Below are 16,451 nucleotides of genomic sequence, written 5' to 3'. Positions count from 1 at the left end.
GCTATGCTGGCATTTCCGGCTGTTCTGCTGTAGCAAGTTCCTGTTCCTGTTTCAGTTCCAGCTCGCTCCAGCTCAAGTCCCAGTTCCAATCCAACTCCAGTCTCAGTTCCAGCTCAGTGCCAGTTCCATTTCCGGTCCCAGCTCGCTCCAGCTCCAGCTCAAGTCCCAATCCAACTCCAGCTCCAGCTCCTATTCCTGTTCCCGTTAGGTTCCCATTGAAATTGGTTGTGACAAGCTAAATGTTGTACGTATTACAACTCTAAGCCAACAATACAGGGCATTTATAAGGATTGTTGTAGGAAATACAACAATCCTCGCGATTAGCCGCTAGAATGAGGCAAAATGTTGCATTTCATACAACAATCCCCGCTTAGCTAGCGCATATTGAGCAGAAATGTTGTATTTTGTGCAAGATTAGTCTCCAGTACACATAGAAGCCCCTCGCTTTGGTGGATATTCTCCTGCTTTGGTGGTTGCTCCCTCGCTTTGGTGGAACACCAAGCCCGCCTCTAACTACTCGGAGGTGCTCCCTCCATTTTGCTAGATATTCGCACGCTTTGGTGGTTACTCCCTCGCTTTGGTGGAACACCAAGCCGTCACTACTCTACGGAGGTGCTCCCTCCATTTTGCTTGATATTCTCCTGCTTTGGTGAATGCTCCATCGCTTTGGTGGAACACCAAGCCAGTCTCTAACTCTACGGAGGTGCTCCCTCCATTTTGCTAGATATCCCCACGCTTTGGTGGTTGCTCCCTCGCTTTGGTGGAACACCAAGCCGTCCCTAACTCTACGGAGATATTCCCTCCGCTTTAGCCCGTCTCCAAGTACACGGAGACGGGCTTTTCTGCTCTCCTCCCCTGCCACGGAAGCGGATGTCTGACGTGGCTTTTGCTCTTCGAGTGCTGTATGCAGGTCTAGCTACTGCTTAAACAGCGGAGAAGACGGAATGAATGTGGAGAAGCGGCAGCGGTCGCCTTTGTATACGGATTTTCACCGCTAAGGTAAAAATAAATAAAATCCGGATACAACAGCGATCGGAACATCATTCCGTTTTCGGAGCGTCCACCCAATGCGCCTCCATTGCACCTACACCAGCACCCGCACTTGCACCTCGCACTCGCACCCGTCCCTGCAACTCGCACCTGCACCCGCCCTGCACCTCGCACTCGCACCCGCTCTGCACCTCGCACTTGTACCCGCCCCTGCACCCGCACCAACCACCTGCCCATAAAAAAGCCCCAAAAGCCATGCGGCTTCCGGGGCCCCTCTCTACTTAATACCTTTCTCCGCAGTATAAGCATTCCACTGCTTCGTCCACTCCGCCTGGATCTTCTCGAGTCCAGCCTGCTTGGCCTTCTGCATGAAGGTCTCCAGCCCCTTGTCGATATCCTCCACCAATCCCGCTTCGAGCGGGAACAGATATTGCTTCTCGACCTGCTCCAGCGCCGCTTTTTCCGCCTGATAGGAAGAATAGTCCTCTGCAAAGCCGAGGAACAGATCCGGCTTCTGAATCTTGTCGAGTTCATCGAAGATTGCCTTCACCCCGTCAAAACCCTTGTCGAACAGCATATACTCCGGATTTCTCCACGCCCAGCCGTTCATGCCCTCCCGGGTGAAGCCGTTGGTCTGGCTTGTTCCCAGCAGCTTGTAATAGCCGTCTTCCACAGTATAGTTCTTGCCTTCAATCCCATATTCGGTCAGCTGGTTATAGCGTTTGTCCAGCACCAGCTTTTCATAGAAAGCGAGCGCCCGTTCCGGATTCTTGCTGCTCTTCGGAATCGCAAAACCATTGTGAACCGGATGCACCGGAGTCGCATACCCCGTTGTCTTGCCGAACGGATAATATCCCAGCTCCCATTCGGGATGTGTGGTGCTGATCTTCATAACCATATCATTAAAGCGCGTCGGATTATCCCCGAACATGCTCGCCGCCTTGCCGGAAGTAATCGGGTCCTGCATCGTATCCTTGATATTCAGCACATTCTTGGGAATGAAGCCTTTTTCCTGCCAGCGCTTCATGACCTTCAGCTCTTCTTTTTGCTCATCGGAGCCCCAGTACGAGTACACCTCAGTAGGCGATTCGTATTTCACGCCCATCCCATATGGCAGCGCACCGACCATCTTATTCAGCTCGGTATAAATGTAATGGAGATTATTGCCGATATCGCTGTTCAGGGAAGCCGGCATCATATCCGGTTCATTCTGGCGGATTCCGTCCATGTAAGCCTCATAGCTGGCCAGATCCGTAGGCTGGGGAAGATTGTATTTCTTGCGCAGGTCCTCCCGCCAGACGAAGCCGTTGGTCACGTATTCTTTGTACGTCGCAGGCACTGTATAGATTTTGCCGTCTACCTTAACATCCTCCCACATCGACTCAGGAACGAATTTCTGCAGCTCCGGCGCGGCCTTAGGCAGCTGATCATCGAGGGCCAGGAATGCGCCGCGTTTCGCATAGGAAGCATACTGTGTCCAGTCCGCCGTGAAGATCAGGTCAATCGCTTGACCCGAAGAGAGCAGCAGCTTGTATTTCTGATCCCAGTCCGTCCAGCTCGTATAGTTGAATTTAACCGTTGTGTTAAGCTCCGCCGCCGCCATCTTGTTGACTTCGGCTTCAATCGCCGGTAGATCCTTCGGCGCATCGCCAAGCATGTAGAACTGCAGCTCCACTTTCTTGGAGGTGTCAATTCCGGGTTCTGCCGTAGCAGTGGTACTGCCCTCCGTTGCCGCAGCCGTGTTGTTTTTACCGCTATCCGTGCTGCCCGCTGCCTCTTTATTGTTGCCGTTACTGCCGCCGCATCCCGCAGCGAGCAGCGAGACCGCCAGCATGGCTGTCAGGACAGCCAGCGGTTTTTTCCGTGCATTCTTGCTCATCATGAACCCTCCCAAAAATGTTGTTTGATAGTACAGCTTCCTGGTTCAGCTCCTCACAATATCTATGTTAGCCGAATAGCAGCCGCGAAGAACAGCGCGGAGCCGCTACAAGGTTCTAACCTTTTACCGCGCCGATCGTCAGGCCATTAACGAAATAACGCTGTATGAACGGGTACAGAAACAGAATAGGTCCGGTGACAACGATGGCCATGGCCATTTTCGTTGACTCTGTAGGCAGATCTGCCCCGAGGCTTACCCCGGTTCCCGCTCCCATATTCGCAATGAAGGAAGCCGAGTTGATCACATTGTACAGATGGAACTGCAGCTGATACTTATGTGTGTCATTGATGAACAGGGAAGACGAGAACCAGTCGTTCCAGTACGTCAGCGCGAGAAACAGTCCAACCGTGGCAATGCCGGGCATCGACAGCTGCAGCACAATCCGCCAGTATATTTTGAAATCACCCGCCCCGTCAATCTTGGCAGATTCGAACAGCTCCTCAGGAACAGCAGAACGGATGAAGTTCTTCATCAGAATAATCAGGAACGGCGTCATCAGCCCGGGCAGAATCAAGGCTCCATACGAGTCGGTCAGATGCAGATATTTGGTCATCATAATGTACCAGGGCACGAGGCCCCCGCCGAACAGCGTGGTGAAATAGATATAGAACGAGAACGTATTGCGGTATTTGAAATCCCTGCGGGCCAGCACATAACCAGCCATAGTCATGAAGAACAGCCCCAGCGTCGTCCCCGTAAGTGTAGTGAACAGAGTAACGCCATAGGCGCGCAGTACCTCATCCGGAAAAGTGAACACCGTCTTATACCCTTCCAGCGAGAACTCCGCAGGAATCAGATGGTAACCGTCCCTGATAATCGATTCATTGGAGGACAGCGAGGCGGATATAATCAGCAGAAACGGGATCAGACACGCCAGCGAGCCGATGATAATGACCGTGTACGCCAGCCCCTGCAGCAGTCTGGTATAGTGATCGTCTTTAATATGCATGCTCTTTCTCTCCTCCTAAAACAACGCGTAATCATCATTGATTTTGCGGATAATGTAGTTCACCGTCATGATCAGGATGAAGCCGAACAGGGATTGATACAGACCCGCCGCCGTCGCCATGCCGATATCAAAGGTCACCTTCAGGGAGCGGAAGACGTACGTATCCAGAATATCTGTTGTGTTATACAGCACCCCGTTGTTGCCGATCAGCTGGTAAAAGAGGTCAAACTGCCCCTTCATAATGCTTCCGAGTGAGAATAGCAGCAGCACAACGAAGGTAGACTTCAGCATCGGCACCGTAATATACCAGATCCGCTGAAAAATATGAGCTCCGTCAATTTTGGCCGCTTCATAGTACTCATCGCTGATCCCTGTGATGGCCGCCAGGTAGATGACCATGCTGTAGCCGAGATTTTTCCACAGATAGAACAGGATGATCAGGAAGATCCAGACCAGCGGCTTATTATAGACATCCACAGGTCCCGCTCCGAACCGGGCCAGCAAGGTGTTCAAGAAACCGCTGTCATAATTGAACACGTTGTAGACGATGACGCTCAGAATAACGAAAGAAACAAAATACGGCAGGAACATAATCGACTGGGTCAGCTTCTTGAACCATTTGTGGCGCAGCTCGCTAAGCAGAATCGCACAGACAATCGCCAGTACGTTGCCGAGCAGGATGAAGGCCAGATTGTAGCCGATGGTATTGAGCGTCAGCTTGATCAGCGTACCCGATTTCCAGAGAAACTCGAAGTTCTTCAGACCCACGAAGGGAGCATCGAACAACCCGGAATTGAAATCAAATTGGGTGAACGCATAATACACGCCGACCATCGGGAAATACGAATTGACCAGGAAGAACAGCAGCGCCGGCAGCAGCATCAGAAAAAGAATCCGGTTATGAATCAGCTCATGCAGAAATCCCTTCTTCCTTCTCTTCCGCGTGCCGGACTCTATCTGCGGGGACAGCCCGCCTGTTCCCTTCAGTGGAAGCTGGATAGCGAGTGGCATACCCGACTTGCGCTTACGGTGTCTCAAAGCCTTCACTCTCCTATACCTATTTAAGTTGGCGGCACTGGCTCCGAAGCCTCTGCCCCTCGCGGCCCTTATGGCTTCGTCCAATGGATGCCCTGAGTATAGAAGATACCTCCTGCAGCTGAACAGTGAACCTTACAGCTTTTCCTGTATTTTATTGCCAACCCCAGGGTGTACATTTCATACTTTTGTGCAGTAACCACGCTTGAACGCAAATAAGCCCCCGGATTACTCTCCTTCAGGAGAAGAATCCGGGGGAATGGTATGCATACTCCCGCGCTTATATCATCATATATACTTTTAAAGCTCTACCGAACATGCCACGCCCGGCTTCTCCCTAACTCCCTGCTGGCGCCCGGCAAACTGCGATTCAGCCTGACTCAGCACCTTCCGTTTCCGCCAGCGCAGCAGCACCAGTCCTCCTCTTGCCGCTTCATCGGCAATCATGCAGCAGTAGATACCCAGCAGTCCCCAGCCGGACGAAATTCCGAGCCAGTAGGAGCCGCCTACGCCAATCAGCGTCATGGAGATCATCGAGACCACCATGGTATAGCGGGTGTCACCAATCGCATTAAGCGAGTTGCCCATAGCCATATTTAGCATTTTGCACGGCTGCAGCAGCAGATTAAGCGCCAGCAGGGATACGCCGATAGCGACAATCTCCGGATCGGCAGTGAAGAATCCGAGCAGCGACCGGCCGAACAAATACAATAGCAGCACATTGGCGCTGACGATAGCCAGCCCTATGTACAGCGTCCGGTATGCTGCGCGATAGGCCTCCTGCGTCTGCTTGGCACCGAAGAGATAGGCAATCTGAATCTGCCCGGCCATGGCGATGGCGTAACCCAGCGTGAAGCAGAAGGACTCCAGCGTGTTCAGATAGGTACGTGCAGCCAGCTCTTTGGCACCCAGCATGGCAAGGAAAGAATAGATTACCAGCTGTGACAGCACCCAGGAGGAGGAGTTCAGTCCCAGCGGCCAGCTGATCCTGACGATCTCCGCGAATAATTTGCGGTGGAAGGTCCGGAAATCCGGCAGCCTGATTCTGCGCTCAAAAGCGCTGCTGAACATATACAGCAGTACAGCCACACCGATCAGCCTGCTGATCATCGTGGAGACTGCAATGCCGCTTAGTCCCATCTCCGGCAGGCCGAACATGCCGAAGATCAGAATATAATTGAGCAGGATATGAATAACATTCACAGCCACTCCCGTATACATCGGCCCGCGCGTATTGCCTGTATTGCGGATTGCAGAGCCTAGAGAGGCAGTCATTCCAACCATGAACAATCCGCCGCCTACATAAGTGAGATAGACATGAGATAGCGGAATCAGCTCTCTTGAAATATGAAGCATCCGGGCAACCGGATCGGCATATAGAAACAAGCTGACACTGAAGGCAACCCCCAGGATAGTGCTTACGGTAACTCCCATAATCGCAATCGTACGCGCCTCTTCATTGCGGCCAGAGCCGAGCCGCTGCGCAATCAGTATACCTGCACCTCCGGCGAACGTGGTAAACAGTGTAATCAAAGCGCCAAATAACTGATTCGAAATGCCTACAACGGCAACGGCATCATCAGAGATCCGGCTGACCATGATCGTGTCCACTGTCCCGAGCAGCGTTTGCAGAAATATTTCAATAAATATTGGCCAGGCCAGCATCCACAGTCCGCTCTTCCCACCCATGGGTTTCATGGAATAAACCCTCCTCTGCCGATATGCGGCTGCTATAACCTGTGTAATCAAGCCTTGCAATTCAAGCTTGCTCGGAATAAATTATAGATGATATACTCTGGAAAATGTACCATATCTCAAACCTAAACTTTCAATATTCAAACCATCCTGCAGGAGGCTACTCTAATGAATCCGCTCCTATTCCGTATTCCTCCCCTGCCGCATTATATTGCAAGCGGCTTCAATCACTACCCGCCCGGCTATCAGCATCCGAACCGCCAGCATATCAAAGTATTCGATCTGCTCGTCGTCCGGCAAGGCTGCCTGTACATCGGTGAAGAGGAGCGGCGGTTTACGGTAAAGGCAGGAGATGCCTTAATCCTTCGTCCGGATTGCCACCACTTCGGAACGGAGGGCTGCCGGGAGGAGACAGCCTATTATTGGCTTCATTTTCAAACCTTCCATGACTGGCCTGCGCTGCCCGGTTCCGCACTTGATTCCGGCAGCCCGAATGAGCCGGTGGGCGGCCTGCCCGCTTCGTTCTTCAATATCAGCTCGTTTAACCTCGCGTTGTCGCAATTCGTCACTCTGCTGCAGCCGGTCAAGATCGAAGAGCTGCTAGCCCAGCTGGGGCAGCTGCAAGCCACTGCCCACCTGGAATCGGTCCGCTTCCGGCAGCAGACTCTCTTCCAGGATATTCTGCAGCTGCTTGCCGCTTCCGTGAAGCCGGAGCAGCACAGCTCCCAGTCCACTGTATGCGCTGAGCAGGCCGCCTCCTTCCTCCGCGCCCATTACCGCGAAGAGATCACTACGGCGATGCTCGGAGACAGCCTTAACTTTCATCCGGTCTATATTGCCCGCTGCATGAACAAGGCGTATGGCTGTGCACCGATGGAATATCTGCTCCGTTACCGGATCGAGCAGAGCAAGCTGCTGCTGATGCAGACCAGCTTCCCTATCGCCCGGATTGCCGAAGAGGTCGGCTTCAACCAGGCGCCTTACTTCAGCTCCACCTTCATGAAGCTGGAGGGGCTGTCACCGCGGGAGTACCGCCAGCGCTTCTCATGAGAACAGGCCATCAGCGGTTTCCTCCGCTGATGGCCTGTTTCACTATTGTATATATTTCGGGGTCTCCGCAAATTACCAGAGTAATTATCGAAGCCAAAATCCCGCTTTGCAGGGTTATTGTACTAATGCTTACTCCGTCTCCGGCAACGCCGCAGTCATCCAGAACTCCCACTCCAGCTGCTGGTCAGCAGGTATCCGGTATTCCGGATGTACCGGCGCGCCCCAGCTGTCATCACCGCCGACACCCATTTGCTGCGCGGCAATGGTGACAACCGTGTAGTGCACCTTGGGCAGCTCATAAGGATGCGCTGCCTGCTCCAGCTCGAACGCTGTGTATGGCGACAGCGTACATTCCAGCGGCTCTCCTGCAGCCGCCTGAATCTGCAGCCCGCGGCCGCGCTCGTCCGTAATGCGTACCTGGCGTACGCCGGTACGGTTGCCGGACTCCTGCGGCACCAGATAAGGTGACGGCAGCTCCGTCACCTTACGCCGGAAGCGTCCCAGACGCGCTCCAGACGCGCGGTCACTGTAATTCTCTTCCGGCCCGCGGGCATACCAGTCCGACTCTCCATAATCGGCGGACATCCGGAAGGACACGGCCACAACCGGCACATCCGGCAAGCCGGCCGCTCCGGTATAGACCATACGGACCCGCAGTTTGCCGTCTGCGTAGACCGTATACTCAATTCGGGTCTTCAGCTCCCGGCTGATGCTGAATGCATAGTCAAAGGTCACCGTGGCCCGGTCCTTCCCGGTCTCAAGCCTTACCGCCACGCAGCTGCGGGCAAGACTGGCCGCGAACCAGCCGCCTGCGTGGTAAGCAAGCGAAGTGCCCTTATCATTATCTGTGGTTGCCCGCCAGAACAGCGGAGCAGGCGGAGTAGCAATCATCTCACGCCCCCCGTAGCAGAGCGACACCAGCGAACCTGCCTGCTTGGAGAACAGGGCAGCGAATCCGCGGCCGGTTACGCCAATGTTCACGTCTCCCTCGATCACCCTGAACGCTCCAGCCTCAGGCAGTATAGCGTCCTCTAGTTCCGCCGCAGCCTCAGCGGCTTCAAGCCGGAAGACGTACTCTCCGTAAGCCGTCTCGAATCCCGCCTCTGCCCACAGCTCCGCTTCCTTCAGCAACAGGCTTACCGCCAGCGTGTACTCTCCCGCAGCTCCTGACACATCCGGCAGCGCAAGCGGAATCCGCGCCTCTGCCTGCGGCGCAACCGCCACCTCCTGTTCCCCCTTGAAGATCTGCCGCCCTTCCCGGTACAGCCGGAACTCCAGCCGCAGCCCTTCCGTCCCCGCGAACAGATTACCGTTGATGATCTTCACTGCATCCCGTTCCGGTACAAGCCGGATGTTCTGGTAGAGGAACTTCACCTCCTGCATCTTCGGGGTCACGGTCCGGTCGGCAAAGACAATCCCGTTGCCGCAGAAGCTGTAATCCGTCGGCCGGTCGTCAAAATCACCGCCATAGGCCAGATACTCCTCTCCGTATCTGTCTTTGGCCACCAGCGCCTGGTCGATATAATCCCAGATGAAACCGCCCTGATACTGCGGATACCGGCTCTCCAGCTCGATGTACTTATGAAGTCCCCCTACTGAATTGCCCATGGCATGCATATATTCACAGCTGATGTACGGCTTATCCGGCTGGCTCTCCAGGTATTCGGCAATATCCGCAGGCTTGGCGTACATCCGGCTCTCCATGTCACTGGTGTCATTGTATTTACGGTTATGGAATACCCCTTCATAGTGCACCAGCCGCCCTGGATCGGTTTTGCGGAAATAATGGGACACATTCAGAATCACCTCACCCGCATACGATTCATTACCGCAGGACCAGATGAGGATGGACGGATGGTTCTTATCGCGCTCCAGCATCGACACTGCACGGTCCATAACAATATCCTGCCACTCCGGTTTATCACCGGGAATGTTCCAGGACGGCTCAACCGCGCCCATCTTCTGCCACGAGCCATGGGATTCCAGATTCATCTCGTCAATCACATAGACACCGTACTCATCGCACAGCTCATACCAGAGCGTCTGATTCGGATAATGTGAGGTCCGCACAGCATTGATATTATTCTGCTTCAGGATGATGATGTCCTTAATCATGTCCTCTCTGGTGATGTTCCGCCCTCTGCGGCTGTTGAATTCGTGACGATTGACTCCTTTGAAAATAATCCGTTTGCCGTTCAGCAGCATCAGCTTGTCCTTCAGTTCAAACACGCGGAACCCCGCCCGTTGCACAATCGCCTCCACCAGTTCTCCGCGGCCATCGAATACAGAGATACAGACGCTATAGAGATACGGATTTTCTGCGCTCCACAGCGACACCGTACCTGCCTCCAGGGTAAAGGCTGCCTTTCCCTTCACAACCTGCCCCTCGGTTTCCGCCACAACGGCACCGGCCGCATCCTTCAACCCGATTTTCACAAAAGCGTCTGCCGCCGTTGCCATGCTAACTTCAGCAGTTAACGTTCCCTCCTGATAGGCAGCATCCAGCCCCGCGTTAATCCGCAGATCCTGTACATGGAGCTTCGGTACCGTATACAGATACACCTCGCGGAAGATACCCGAGAACCGCCAGAAATCCTGATCCTCCAGCCAGCTGCCCGTGCAGCGCTGATAGACTTCAACGGCCAGCTTGTTCACCCCCTCCTGCAAATAAGGGGCCAACTCAAACTCCGCAGGTGTGAAGCTGTCTTCACTGTAGCCGACGAATTGTCCATTAAGCCAGACATAACAAGCCGCCTCTACGCCCTGAAAAGAAATAAAGACCGGCCCGTTCTCCATATTCACCGGAACCTCAAAATATTTCACATAACTCCCCACCGTATTGCTCTCCTCCGGAATCGCCGGCGGCCGCACAGCATCAAGCCCGTCCCAGGGATACATCGTGTTGGCATATTGCGGCTTACCGTACCCCTGAAGCTGGATATGACCGGGCACCTGAATGTCCCCCCAGCCTCTGGTATTATAATCCGCCTTATAGAAATCCTGAATCCGGCTGGCCGCATTCACCGCGTAGCTGAATTTCCAGTCTCCGTTCAGGGAATGACGCAGCTCCATCGGGGCTTGCCGCTCCGCTTCCTCCATGGTCTTGTAATAACGATGGTCCGAATGCGCTTCCAATCGGTTCACCTTAAAAACCGAAACATCGCTCAACCACTCCAGACCCGGCTTGTTGCTAGGCATTATATTTTCCTCCTTCATGTTCTCTCACAATAATTTTGTTCTCTTCCATGATTCCCTTACCGTCTGCGTCAGCAGTTCCAGCTTCATTTTACCCAAGACCTTCGCAGGTTCATAGTGCAGGATCACAACTAAGGTGCACATAGCTGACTTTGGGGCATTTGACCCTGGCCTCTTACTGCATCTTAAGCTTTTAGCAGCCGCAAATGGAATAGCATATTTACCGTTTTTACTGGATTATTTATCTGTATATTAAGAGGAACACCCTCCACTCCGCTTTCACGCAAAAAGCCCCAGCTGAGCGGCAACCGCCGTACAGCATGGAGCTTTTATAGTAACAGGTTTAGCCTTTCAGTCTTTCAGCCTATTAGCCTTTAACAACAGCATTAACCTCTTTATACTCGGCCAGCGTCAGCACTTCTCCAAAAATCCCGATATCCCGCAGACCGGAGACATGCATCTCCTCATCCTTGGAGGCGCAGCAGTCGCTGATACACTTGACCTTGTAAGTGTGGTACATCGCATCGGATGCCGTAGAGCGGACACAGACGTTGGTCCATACCCCGGTAACTACAACCGTATCAATCCCCTCCTCACGGAGAAAAAGATCCATATCCGTATAGCTGAACGCACTATGCCGTCTTTTCTGCACGATATAATCGCCTTTATCCGGCTGCGGAGTCAGCTCGGTTATGAAGTCCGATCCCCAGGTGCCCTTAATCGCATGAACCGGCCTAACCCTGAAGTCAGCATCATTCTGCCGGTGCGCCTCCTGTACGAAGATCACCTGAATATCATTCTCGTGGCTGAATTCGATCAGCTCCTGAATTGCAGGCACGATTCCCGTCCCGTTCGGACAAGTCAGCGCTCCATCCGGATGGATGAAATCATTCAGCATATCAATAATTACTACCGCGTGTTTAGCCATTATGTTCTCTCCCCTTCTCCTAGTATTTCAGCAAACGCGGAAGCTCGCTGATCGTCTGCCGTTTCACGAACTCGCCATAGCCCGGTTTACCGACCACACCAAGCTCATCATCGTAGACCAGTGTGCCTCTGACAATGGTTTTATCCACCTTGCCCTTCAGCTTCATTCCGTGGAACGGGGTGTATTTCGGTTTGCAGTGCATTTTATCTTTATCGAGCGTCCATTCCTTCTCCAGATCGACAATCGTGAAGTCGGCATCGGTGCCGATTTCCAGCGCGCCTTTCTTCGGATACAGGCCATAATGGATGGCCGGATTCGTACACAGTAGCTCCACCAGGCGGGACAAGCTGAGTCTGCCTTTGTTGTAGCCTTCACTAATCATGATCGGCACCAGCGTTTCTACACCCGGAATCCCCGGGAAGGAAGTCCAGACATCCATGCCCGGTGCATCCTTTTCCGTAGCAATCTCATAAGGGGCATGGTCGGTAGCCATGAAGTCAATCGTTCCGTCCGCCAGCCCCTGCCAGAGCGCTTCATTATCTTCCGGACGGCGCAGCGGAGGTGCAATTTTGGCAAAAGTCCCGAACTCCGTCATCGCATCCACCGCATTCAGCGTCAGGTAGTGCGGACAGGACTCCGCTGTCACCTTCACCCCTTTAAGCTTCGCTTCCTTGATCAGCTGATTGCCTGCCGCCGTACTCATATGCACGATATGCAGACGGGCTCCCGATTCCTCCGAGAAGCTGATGCCCAGCTGGATCGCCGCTTTTTCCGCCAGAATCTTGCGCGCTTCAGCCCATGCCGGATAATCCATCCGTCCTTCCTTTTTCAGCTTCTGGGTATAGTAATCGCAGATGGCATAGTTCTCAGCGTGAATTCCGATGGGCATTCCAGTTTCAGCTACAGCATAGAAGGCTTCGAGCATCTCAGGGTCCGTCACACGCGGATAGGATGGCACAGACGGTGTCATATATACTTTAAAAGCAACCACGCCCTCAGCAGCCTGCTCCTTCACAATATCCAGCACATCATTGCGTACATCCTCGCCGGTAATCCCGCCCCACATGGCGTAGTCGACGATTCCTTTACCTTCCAGTGCATTCAGCTTGTTATGCAGGTTCTCCACCGAACGTACGGACGGCACACTACAGCAAGGCATATCTACAATCATCGTTACCCCGCCCGCCGCCGCACTGCTGGTTCCAGTAACGAAGTCTTCACGGTGTGTGAACCCCGGATCATTAAAGTGGGTATGCGAATCAATAACTCCAGGCAGCACCAATTTGCCCTGTGCATCAATAATCGTATCGGCTTCCGCGTCAATATCCTTGGCGAACCCTACGATAACGCCTTTGTTCACCAGAATGTCCGTCAGCACTTGTCTGTCGCCTTGCGGAATGCTCGCATTTTTAATGATCAGTTCATAACCCATGAATACACACCTCTTCTTTATAATTTGGTTGAATCCCCACTCTGGCCGGACGAGGCAAGATCAGCTCCACGCTTCTGTACACAACAAAAAACCCAGGGTACAAAAGGCACATAATAGTAAACACTGCCTCACCCGGATACCTCCGCACAGTGAAAAGCAATTCCTATCACATACCTCCTGTAGCCTGGGGCAATTTACGGTCGCCTGGTCGAAACGCTCAAACCAAATTATTGAGCTTATACAAGAGCAAGAGCTTATTTGATTAGTCCATCTGATAAGCAAGCAGCCCGGCAGCATTATGTAATCTTTTATAACGCAATATCCGGAATCGGCTTCCTTAAGTACCTTTATCATATCATCAAGAGGCTTCCCGTCAAGATTATAAACCGCTTTGTCAAAAAACGGTCAATTTATATGTTATATAACATAACATTAACGGACTTTGCATTCCATTTTCCCGGATATTCCGCTCTTTCTGCTCCCCTTCTTATCTACTGTATAATCAACTTAAGGAAACCCGGGAACCCGGTCTCCGCAAGGATTTCAACCCAGTATGGCCTTACTCTATTTATAATTCATCTCATTCTTATACCGTTTTCGCTACAAGCTTAAGTACTGGCTGCAGCATTTCTAATCCTTAATTGCAGCGACAATAATCATACGACCCTGCGGCTCAAGATTAGGGTCTGGCTGCTTTCGCTTCATTCTCCAGGGAGGCAAAATAAGCGATTTTGTGGTCCACCTTTTGCGCAAAGCTCTGAAAGAATTTAATCTTCTCATCAATATGCACTTTATGCTCCTGCAGCAGTCTGCGCTGATCGGGCAAAGCACTTACCCCTTCTTTCGAAAGCGCAATGAATTGCTTGATATCGGCAATCGCCATCCCTGTATCCTTAAGACAGCAGATTAACGAAATTAACTCCAGATCCTCATCGTCAAAACACCGGTTGCCGTTAACATCTCTTGCCACAACCGGCAATACGCCCTCCCGTTCGTAGTAACGCAGCGTATATTGGCTCAGTCCGCTTTTTTGTGCTATGGTTTTGATGCTGTATCCCATTATTGCAGCTCCCTTCTGTCAGCTGGTATCGGTTTCATCTCTTAAGGTAACACCATTTGGTTTCTATGAAAAGCCGCTCTATAAATCTATTGACTTACACCTAACTCTAAGGTCTAAGCTTAACACTGTACCTTCATTTAAGGAGTGAATAATTAATGGTAAAAAGAATTAACGTTGCTAATGGTGCGCTGGAGGTCGCTGAAATCTCCCTGGGCTGTATGCGGATTGCAGATCTGTCGCCACAAGAGGCCGATGTACATATTCACAGCGCCCTTGAGGCTGGCATAGACTTTTTTGATCACGCTGACATTTATGCTGCCGGTAAAGCTGAGGAGGTATTCGGCGATGTGCTGGCTGCAAGTCCGGGCATGCGAGATCAACTGCTGATTCAGACCAAATGCGGGATCCGTAATGGCTTCTTCGACTTCTCCAAAGAGCATATTGTAAGCTCGGTAGAGAACAGCCTGAAGCGCCTGAAGACCGATTATGTCGATGTTCTGCTGCTGCACCGCCCGGACACCCTTATGGAGCCTGAAGAAGTAGCAGAAGCCTTTGATCAGCTGGAGAGCAGAGGTCTGGTGAAACACTTCGGCGTCAGCAACCAGAATCCCCTGCAGATTGAATTGCTGAAAAAGAACGTCAAACAGCCCCTGCTGTTCAACCAGCTTCAGCTCAGCGTAATGGTCACCGGCATGATCGATTCCGGTATCAACGTCAATATGACAAATTCCGGATCTGTTGTCCATGATGGAGGCATCCTGGAGTATAGCCGCCTGCATGATATGACGATCCAGCCTTGGTCACCGTTCCAATACGGTTTCTTTGAAGGCGTATTCCTCGGCAATGAGAAGTTCCCGGAGGTGAATGAAGTCATTGACCGTCTGGCTGCGGAAAAAGGGGTTGCCGATACTGCTATCGCCATTGCCTGGCTGCTGAGACATCCGGCCAAAATGCAGCCGGTGGTCGGCACTACCAACACAGCGCGCTTGCTCGATATCGCCAAAGCTTCCGATATAACCCTCAGCCGCCAGGAATGGTATGAGATCTACCGCGCAGCGGGTAATGTGCTTCCTTAAGTGGGTCTTAGCATCAACATATAAAACATATTAAAACCCGCAACGAATTTGAGGATCTAAGTTCGTTGCGGGTTTTATCCTTAATTTGAGATGGAGTATAAATATAAAAAACCCTCAGGAGTCAGACTCCTAAGGGACTAGTTTCATAAATTATACCGGCGAGAGGACTCGAACCTCCACGGTTTCCCACTCGATTTTGAGTCGAGCGCGTCTGCCATTCCGCCACGCCGGCGTATACATAGAATTAGTACTAAAAGATAATGGAGGTGCCACCCAGATTTGAACTGGGGATAAAGCTTTTGCAGAGCTTTGCCTTACCACTTGGCTATGGCACCAAAAAAATGGAGCGGACGACGGGAATCGAACCCGCGACCCTCGCCTTGGCAAGGCGATGCTCTACCGCTGAGCCACGTCCGCATATAATGGCTGGGGATATAGGAATCGAACCTATGAATGACGGAGTCAAAGTCCGTTGCCTTACCGCTTGGCTAATCCCCAACATTTGATTTAATAAAATGGGGCGACTGATGGGTCTCGAACCCACGAATGCCGGAACCACAATCCGGTGCGTTAACCCCTTCGCCACAGTCGCCATATGAAGCTTATTTAATTGCAATGCCTTATAACTCTTATAAAATAAATGGGGCGACCGATGGGTCTCGAACCCACGAATGCCGGAACCACAATCCGGTGCGTTAACCACTTCGCCACGATCGCCATATTAAATTTTATAGGATATTACTTGGCAGGGGCAGCAGGAATTGAACCCACACCAACGGTTTTGGAGACCGTTGTTCTACCTTTAAACTATGCCCCTAAAAATGGTGGAGGCTGATGGATTCGAACCACCGAACACGTACGTGAGCAGATTTACAGTCTGATGCGTTTGGCCACTTCGCTAAGCCTCCGAGGATGGTGCCGGCGAGAGGACTTGAACCCCCAACCTACTGATTACAAGTCAGTTGCTCTACCAATTGAGCTACACCGGCATATTAAGTTGTAAAAAATATGGTGGCGCGGGAGGGAATCGAACCCCCGACACAAGGATTTTCAGTCCTTTGCTCTACCGACTGAGCTACCGAGCCGAACATTTCTTCATAAA

Annotated in this window: 11 protein-coding genes, 10 tRNA genes and 1 riboswitch; of the genes, 2 read left to right on the top strand and 19 right to left on the bottom strand. The window is 52.2% G+C overall.

Features of this window, described 5'->3' with window-relative positions; all coding sequences use genetic code 11:
* Position 1 precedes the first annotated feature (1 nt).
* The 5 genes from GC101_RS35120 to GC101_RS35100 all read right to left on the bottom strand — a co-directional run bounded on the left by GC101_RS35120 (position 2) and on the right by GC101_RS35100 (position 6,611).
* On the bottom strand, positions 2 to 169 hold the full coding sequence (locus GC101_RS35120; protein WP_171721057.1) for a hypothetical protein: 168 nt from the start codon (positions 167 to 169) through the stop codon (positions 2 to 4).
* 1,098 nt (positions 170 to 1,267) lie between these two features.
* On the bottom strand, positions 1,268 to 2,824 hold the full coding sequence (locus GC101_RS35115) for an extracellular solute-binding protein (protein ID WP_425497177.1): 1,557 nt from the start codon (positions 2,822 to 2,824) through the stop codon (positions 1,268 to 1,270).
* A gap of 160 nt (positions 2,825 to 2,984) precedes the next feature.
* Positions 2,985 to 3,878, bottom strand: coding sequence for a carbohydrate ABC transporter permease (locus GC101_RS35110; protein WP_171721056.1), 894 nt, complete (start codon positions 3,876 to 3,878; stop codon positions 2,985 to 2,987).
* Positions 3,879 to 3,893: 15 nt separating this feature from the next.
* Positions 3,894 to 4,760 (bottom strand): ABC transporter permease, encoded by an 867-nt coding sequence (locus GC101_RS35105; protein ID WP_425497176.1) that lies wholly within the window; start codon positions 4,758 to 4,760, stop codon positions 3,894 to 3,896.
* A gap of 453 nt (positions 4,761 to 5,213) precedes the next feature.
* A complete protein-coding gene (locus GC101_RS35100; RefSeq protein ID WP_171721055.1) occupies positions 5,214 to 6,611 on the bottom strand; it encodes an MATE family efflux transporter in 1,398 nt (465 codons plus the stop codon).
* A gap of 165 nt (positions 6,612 to 6,776) precedes the next feature.
* On the opposite strand from GC101_RS35100, the gene GC101_RS35095 reads away from it, so the two are divergent.
* Entirely contained in the window at positions 6,777 to 7,658 is an 882-nt protein-coding gene (locus tag GC101_RS35095) for a helix-turn-helix transcriptional regulator (RefSeq protein ID WP_171721054.1), read from the top strand.
* Positions 7,659 to 7,787: 129 nt separating this feature from the next.
* Here GC101_RS35095 and lacZ read toward each other — a convergent pair whose 3' ends face one another.
* The 4 genes from lacZ to GC101_RS35075 form a co-directional block, all read right to left on the bottom strand.
* The gene (gene lacZ / locus GC101_RS35090; RefSeq protein WP_171721053.1) at positions 7,788 to 10,856 is read right to left on the bottom strand and encodes a beta-galactosidase, LacZ type; all 3,069 of its coding nucleotides are present in this window, start codon (positions 10,854 to 10,856) and stop codon (positions 7,788 to 7,790) included.
* A 364-nt stretch (positions 10,857 to 11,220) separates the two neighbouring features.
* Positions 11,221 to 11,781, bottom strand: a complete 561-nt coding sequence (locus GC101_RS35085; protein WP_076247773.1) for a cysteine hydrolase family protein — start codon at positions 11,779 to 11,781, stop codon at positions 11,221 to 11,223.
* Positions 11,782 to 11,800: 19 nt separating this feature from the next.
* Positions 11,801 to 13,213, bottom strand: coding sequence for an allantoinase AllB (gene allB, locus GC101_RS35080; protein WP_171721052.1), 1,413 nt, complete (start codon positions 13,211 to 13,213; stop codon positions 11,801 to 11,803).
* A 160-nt stretch (positions 13,214 to 13,373) separates the two neighbouring features.
* Positions 13,374 to 13,477: riboswitch (purine riboswitch) on the bottom strand.
* Positions 13,478 to 13,892: 415 nt separating this feature from the next.
* Positions 13,893 to 14,273 (bottom strand): MerR family transcriptional regulator, encoded by a 381-nt coding sequence (locus GC101_RS35075; RefSeq protein WP_042139976.1) that lies wholly within the window; start codon positions 14,271 to 14,273, stop codon positions 13,893 to 13,895.
* Between the two features lie 155 nt (positions 14,274 to 14,428).
* On the opposite strand from GC101_RS35075, the gene GC101_RS35070 reads away from it, so the two are divergent.
* Entirely contained in the window at positions 14,429 to 15,349 is a 921-nt protein-coding gene (locus tag GC101_RS35070; RefSeq protein ID WP_171721051.1) for an aldo/keto reductase, read from the top strand.
* 153 nt (positions 15,350 to 15,502) lie between these two features.
* Here the strand turns inward: GC101_RS35070 and GC101_RS35065 are convergent.
* The 10 genes from GC101_RS35065 to GC101_RS35020 form a co-directional block, all read right to left on the bottom strand.
* Positions 15,503 to 15,581: transfer RNA gene (locus GC101_RS35065), tRNA-Leu, on the bottom strand.
* 29 nt (positions 15,582 to 15,610) lie between these two features.
* A tRNA-Cys gene (locus GC101_RS35060) sits at positions 15,611 to 15,684 on the bottom strand.
* Positions 15,685 to 15,691: 7 nt separating this feature from the next.
* Positions 15,692 to 15,766 (bottom strand) — tRNA-Gly (locus GC101_RS35055).
* Between the two features lie 6 nt (positions 15,767 to 15,772).
* Positions 15,773 to 15,847: transfer RNA gene (locus tag GC101_RS35050), tRNA-Gln, on the bottom strand.
* An 18-nt stretch (positions 15,848 to 15,865) separates the two neighbouring features.
* Positions 15,866 to 15,941 (bottom strand) — tRNA-His (locus GC101_RS35045).
* Between the two features lie 49 nt (positions 15,942 to 15,990).
* Positions 15,991 to 16,066: transfer RNA gene (locus tag GC101_RS35040), tRNA-His, on the bottom strand.
* A gap of 26 nt (positions 16,067 to 16,092) precedes the next feature.
* Positions 16,093 to 16,166: transfer RNA gene (locus tag GC101_RS35035), tRNA-Trp, on the bottom strand.
* Between the two features lie 5 nt (positions 16,167 to 16,171).
* Positions 16,172 to 16,257, bottom strand: a tRNA-Tyr gene (locus tag GC101_RS35030).
* A 5-nt stretch (positions 16,258 to 16,262) separates the two neighbouring features.
* Positions 16,263 to 16,338, bottom strand: a tRNA-Thr gene (locus GC101_RS35025).
* Between the two features lie 20 nt (positions 16,339 to 16,358).
* Positions 16,359 to 16,434 (bottom strand) — tRNA-Phe (locus tag GC101_RS35020).
* Positions 16,435 to 16,451 lie beyond the last annotated feature (17 nt).

The organism is Paenibacillus phytohabitans (genome assembly GCF_013141775.1).
Taxonomy (GTDB): Bacteria; Bacillota; Bacilli; order Paenibacillales; family Paenibacillaceae; genus Paenibacillus_AQ; species Paenibacillus_AQ phytohabitans.
The sequence above is the reverse complement of the archived record's forward strand: the minus strand, read 5'-3'. Positions and strand labels throughout refer to the sequence as shown.